Annotated in this window: 6 protein-coding genes; 4 read left to right on the top strand and 2 right to left on the bottom strand. The window is 61.4% G+C overall.

Going from position 1 to position 4,966, the window contains the following annotated elements:
• The first annotated feature begins 216 nt into the window (after positions 1 to 216).
• The 3 genes from VEK15_32950 (at position 217) to VEK15_32940 (ending at position 1,587) form a co-directional block, all read left to right on the top strand.
• On the top strand, positions 217 to 597 hold the full coding sequence (locus tag VEK15_32950; GenBank protein ID HXV65551.1) for a VOC family protein: 381 nt from the start codon (positions 217 to 219) through the stop codon (positions 595 to 597).
• A gap of 83 nt (positions 598 to 680) precedes the next feature.
• The gene (locus VEK15_32945) at positions 681 to 914 is read left to right on the top strand and encodes a hypothetical protein (GenBank protein HXV65550.1); all 234 of its coding nucleotides are present in this window, start codon (positions 681 to 683) and stop codon (positions 912 to 914) included.
• A 301-nt stretch (positions 915 to 1,215) separates the two neighbouring features.
• Positions 1,216 to 1,587 carry a VOC family protein gene (locus VEK15_32940; GenBank protein HXV65549.1) on the top strand — a complete coding sequence of 124 codons (372 nt, stop codon included), beginning with the start codon at positions 1,216 to 1,218 and terminating at the stop codon, positions 1,585 to 1,587.
• Positions 1,588 to 1,609: 22 nt separating this feature from the next.
• Here the strand turns inward: VEK15_32940 and VEK15_32935 are convergent, their stop codons facing one another.
• Entirely contained in the window at positions 1,610 to 2,767 is a 1,158-nt protein-coding gene (locus VEK15_32935) for a PQQ-dependent sugar dehydrogenase (protein HXV65548.1), read from the bottom strand.
• 23 nt (positions 2,768 to 2,790) lie between these two features.
• Complete coding sequence (locus VEK15_32930) at positions 2,791 to 4,059, bottom strand: Xaa-Pro peptidase family protein (protein ID HXV65547.1); 1,269 nt, start codon at positions 4,057 to 4,059, stop codon at positions 2,791 to 2,793.
• Positions 4,060 to 4,102: 43 nt separating this feature from the next.
• On the opposite strand from VEK15_32930, the gene VEK15_32925 reads away from it, so the two are divergent.
• A complete protein-coding gene (locus VEK15_32925; protein ID HXV65546.1) occupies positions 4,103 to 4,927 on the top strand; it encodes a metallophosphoesterase in 825 nt (274 codons plus the stop codon).
• Positions 4,928 to 4,966: the final 39 nt, after the last annotated feature.

Here is a 4,966-nt window from a genome sequence, read left to right as displayed (position 1 = left end):
CAGATCCTTCCCTACACGCTCTCTCGGCAGCACTTTGTCCGGAGACCCGAGGATGTGCGCACACTCAACGGGATGATCGGGACCGAGCTCGTGTTGTTGCTGATCCTGGGTGTTCTGTTATGGGCAAGGCGTTAACGGAGCGGATGTGTGTTGTATTTGTGGTGGGACTGAACGGTCGATTCGGCATTGCAATGGTGAGAAGACGTGACTGACTTCGTGACAATTCGCATCGCGAGGCCTACGGACCAGATGGACGAGGTCGTGCGTTTCTACTCGCAAGGACTCGGCCTCACAATCCTCGATTCCTTCGAGAATCATGATGGCTTCGACGGCGTGATGCTCGGGCATCCCGACGCACCTTACCATTTCGAGTTCACTCACAAGCGCGGTCACCGCGCCGGTCGTGCGCCAACGCTGGACAATCTTCTGGTCTTCTATCTTCCCGACCTCAAAAAGTGGCAGGAGGCCATTGAACGAATGCGGTGTGCCGGCTACGACCCGGTTCCCTCATTCAATCCCTACTGGGCCCGCTCGGGCAACACATTCGAGGACCCAGATGGCTACCGGGTGGTATTGCAGAATGCGTCCTGGCCTTGAACGATTGATCACCGACTCCCGATTGAACTGCCGAATATCGGAATGAAGGCGTTCGGAGAAACGCGGCCTCTGGGCTCCTGACGATGCACTTCGATATACTGGGGGAGTTAGTCGAGATTGAAACGATCGCGGTTGGACGCGGAATCCGAGATCGCGATCGACTCCAGAAGCTATACGGTAAGGGGAACTGGAGAAAAATGAAAGGCGTAGCAGTCGTTCGCCTTCGCAGCGGTCGAGTTCGGAGGGTTGAGCTTCATTGGTATGAGGCTCACGGCATCGGCAAGAAAGAATTCAAGCGCAAACGCTACCTGGATTAACGACGATGACAGTTCAAGGACCCCGCTTTGCCGTCTGCGTGCGGAATAAGGGGTACGAGGCATCCCTCGAACTGCACAAGATCTATCGGATTGTTCCGGACCTTGAGGCGGACAAGGAGAGCGACGTTCGCATTGTCGACGAGAGTGGAGAAGACTACCTCTATCCTGCAGAGTGGTTCGTTCCGATCGAAGTGCCCGAGGCGGTTCAACACTCTCTCCTACATGCGTCCCGAGGCTAGGGTCGACAATCTCCCGACCAGTCTTTCGTCGGATCGGGGCTAGCTTTCAAAAGGAGTGAAACATGGAGCTCGGCGCGTTCTCGGTCAGCTTGGCCGTCAAGGATATCGAAGCATCGAGGGCTTTCTACGAGAAGTTCGGTTTCACGGTCTTCTTCGGAGATGCCTCGCAAAACTGGTTCATTCTCAAGAATGGCGAACATGTCATCGGTCTGTTTCAGGGCATGTTCGAAAAGAACACCTTGACCTTCAATCCCGGATGGGACCAGAACGCCACAAAGCTCGATGCGTTCACCGACGTTCGCGAGCTGCAGCGCCAGCTGAAAGCACAAGGGGTGAAGCTCGTGACCGAAGCCGACGAGACGACCACCGGGCCCGCGAGCTTCGTCGCCCTCGACCCCGATGGAAACCCCATCCTCGTCGATCAGCACGTCTGAATACGAATCGAGAGCTATCTCGTCAGCGGGATCCCAGCTCGCCTTGGCCGATGTCGGAATCCCGCTCGAACCGATAGACCGCCCCGCCCAGATCGACGACGTAGAGCTCTCCCGCCTCGTCCTCGCCGAAGCTCGAGATCGAGAGCGACGTGCTGAGAAGCTCGCTACGAGTCCAGAGTCCGCCCTCGTCGACGGTCGCGCTCCAAATTCGCCCGGAGCAGAAATCTCCGAAAACGTAGTGACCGAAGAGCTCGGGGATCTGGCTTCCCCGATAGCGAAACCCTCCGGTAACCGAGCAGCCTTCGGCGTGGGAGTACTCGAGAATGGGAAGAACGAAGCCCTCCTCGCCGCATCCCGATTGGGGGTCGAAGCAGTGAGCTCCCTCCATCCGCCGCCAGCCGTAGTTGTTGCCGCCCGCGCTCGTGACCGGCTCGAAGTTGACCTCCTCCCACGCGTTCTGCCCGACATCGGCGACGAAGAGATCTCCCGTGAGTCTGTCGAAACTGAACCGCCAGGGATTCCTCAATCCGGTCGCCCAAACCTCGTCGCGAGCTCCTGGGTCGAACCGAAAGGGGTTGTCGACCGGGATGGCATAAGGTGTTCCCGAGTCGACGTCGATGCGCAGGATCTTTCCCAACAGGGAGAGGCCGTTCTGTCCGTTGTCGAACGGATCCCCCGCCGAGCCCCCGTCACCGACGGCGATGAAGAGATATCCGTCGGGCCCGAAGGCGAGCTGGCCGCCGTTGTGGTTTCCGAACGGCTGCTGGATCACGAGTAGCACCGCTGCCGAAGCGGGATCGGCGAGGCTGGGGTCCGGGGACACCGTGTAGCGCACGATTCGGGTGTCCCCGCGCGGATCCGTGTAGTTCACGTAGAACTGCCCGTTCACCTCGTAATCGGGATGAAAGGCGAGACCGAGCAGTCCCCGTTCCTGGCAACAGGATACGAGAGGCGTGATGTCGAGAAACGGTGTGGGCATGAGCGCGCTCCCGTCGACAACGCGGATCCTGCCGACCTGCTCCACGATGAACAACCGGCCGGACCCGTCGCCCGCGTGCGCCATGGCCAAAGGGCGGTCGAGGGCGTCCGCGACGAGGCGCAGGTCGATGCTGGCGCCGTAGAGGCCCGAGAAGGGAAACATGGCGACCACCGCAAGCACCAGCCGCGCCGCCCGGTGCATATTTCGATTTGAGCGTGCGAGCGTCAGCCGACTCCGAACGGATCGTCCACGGACGGGCTCTGCTTCGTGAAGAGCTCGCCGCCGTCCTCGGTGACGTGGAAACAGTCTTCGAGACGCACACCGAACTCGCCATAGAGGTAGATGCCAGGCTCGTTGCTGAAGCACATGCCGGGTGCGAGCGGCGTCTTGTTCCCCCGGACGAGATAGGTCCATTCGTGGCCGTCGAGGCCGATGCCGTGGCCGACTCGGTGAGTGAAGTACTTGTAGTCCGGTCCGAAGCCGCCGTCGGTAATGACCTTGCGAGCGGCGGCGTCGATGGCCTCGCAGGGTACTCCTGGTCGCACCGCATCGCGCGCCGCGTCCTGGGCCTTGCGCTCGAGATCCCAGAGTTGACGCTGACGGTCACCCGGCTTTCCGAATACGACGGTGCGGGTGATGTCGGAGCGGTAGCCTTCGACTCCGCAGCCGCCATCCATCATCACGATGTCGCCTTCCTTCAACGTCTGCGGCTCGCGGCTTCCGTGAGGGAAAGCAGAGTACTCACCGAACTGAACCCCGGCTCCGCCCTGCACCCCCATTTTCTGAAAGGCCGAGGAGATGATCCCCGAGACCTCGACGTGGGTCATCCCTTCCTGAAGCGAAGCGACCGCGGCCTTGTAGGCTTCGATCGTGATCTCGTTCGCGCGCTTCATGAGCGCGAGCTCGGCGTCGGATTTGATCACCCGGCAGCCCACGGTCACGGGATCCGCGGTCACCATCTCGAGCGCGGGACACTCCTTTTGAATGCCGTCGGCGAGGAAAAAGCGAACCCTCTCCTCGATCCCTATTTTGCCCGTCCTCACACCGCGGTCGGTGAGGATCTTGGCGACGAGGGCGTAAGGACTTTCGTGCTCCTCCCACGTACGCACGTCGTCTCCGAACCGAATGAGCTCGCGCGCTCGAGCCTCTTCGAAGGCGGGGCACACGAACGCTGGCTCGCCTTCTCGGGGCATAACCATGGCGAACATACGCTCGCTCTGCCCCCAACGAACTCCGGTGTAGTAGAAGAGGCTGGAGCCCGACTCGATATAGACGGCTCCGAGGCCGGCCTCGGCCATGAGTCGCCGAGCCTTCTCGATTCGGCCCTTCCGCTCCTCGTCGGTGATGGGCTGGACGCCATCGAGCATCGGCTTCAACCTGCCCACCGCGTCGGGAAGCGGCCGTTCCTCGGCAGACGCGCCGCGTGACGAAAGAAGTGCAGCACCCGCCGATACCGCGGCGATTTCCATGAAACCTCTTCGGTCCACGCACATGAGATTCTCTCCTTCGCCGTCCATTATATGGTAAGCCAGACAGGTGAGACTCTACGCCATCAGCGACCTTCATCTGGGCTTCCGCGAGAACCGTGAAGCCCTGGAGACGCTGGGAGCTCATCCCGAGGACTGGCTGATTCTGGGAGGCGACGTGGGCGAAACACTCGCGCACCTCCGGATGGCGCTCGACGTCGTGACTCGACGTTTCGCTAGAGTCCTGTGGGCTCCGGGAAACCACGAGCTCTGGTCGACGAAGCCGGGTGAGGAACGGGGCCAGGCGAAGTACGACGCGCTCGTGGCTGTCTGCCGCGACCGCGGTGTCCTGACGCCGGAAGACCCCTACGTGCACTGGGAAGGCGATGGCGGATCCGCGGTGCTCGCACCGCTATTTCTTCTCTACGATTACAGTTTCCGTCCCGAGGAAATCGCTCGGGAAGAAGCTCTGCAGTGGGCGGCGGAGAGCGGAGTCTTCTGTGCCGACGAGCGCTATCTTCGCTCCGATCCCTTCCCCTCGATCGATGCCTGGTGCGCGGCTCGCTGCGAGCAGGCGGAGCGGAAGCTCCACGAGGCCTCGCGGCGCCACCCGCTCGTTCTCATCAACCACTTCCCGCTCAGAAAGGAGCTGGTTCGGCTGAGAAGAATTCCACGTTTCTCCATATGGTGCGGAACGACGCGAACCGAAGACTGGCACGTGCGCTTCCGGGCACGTGTCGTGGTCTCCGGCCACCTCCACATCCGCTCCACGGACTGGATCGACGGCGTTCGTTTCGAGGAAGTCTCCCTCGGCTATCCCCGTCACTGGAACACGAACCGCGGAATCGAACACTATCTCCGGGAGATCCTGCCCGGCCCGTCCCCGCCTGGCTAACCCAGAGGAAGCACCTCGCGCACGGCGAGGACAACCGGC

It is taken from the genome of Vicinamibacteria bacterium, assembly GCA_035620555.1.
Lineage (GTDB): Bacteria > Acidobacteriota > Vicinamibacteria > Marinacidobacterales > SMYC01 > DASPGQ01.
The sequence above is the reverse complement of the archived record's forward strand: the minus strand, read 5'-3'. Positions and strand labels throughout refer to the sequence as shown.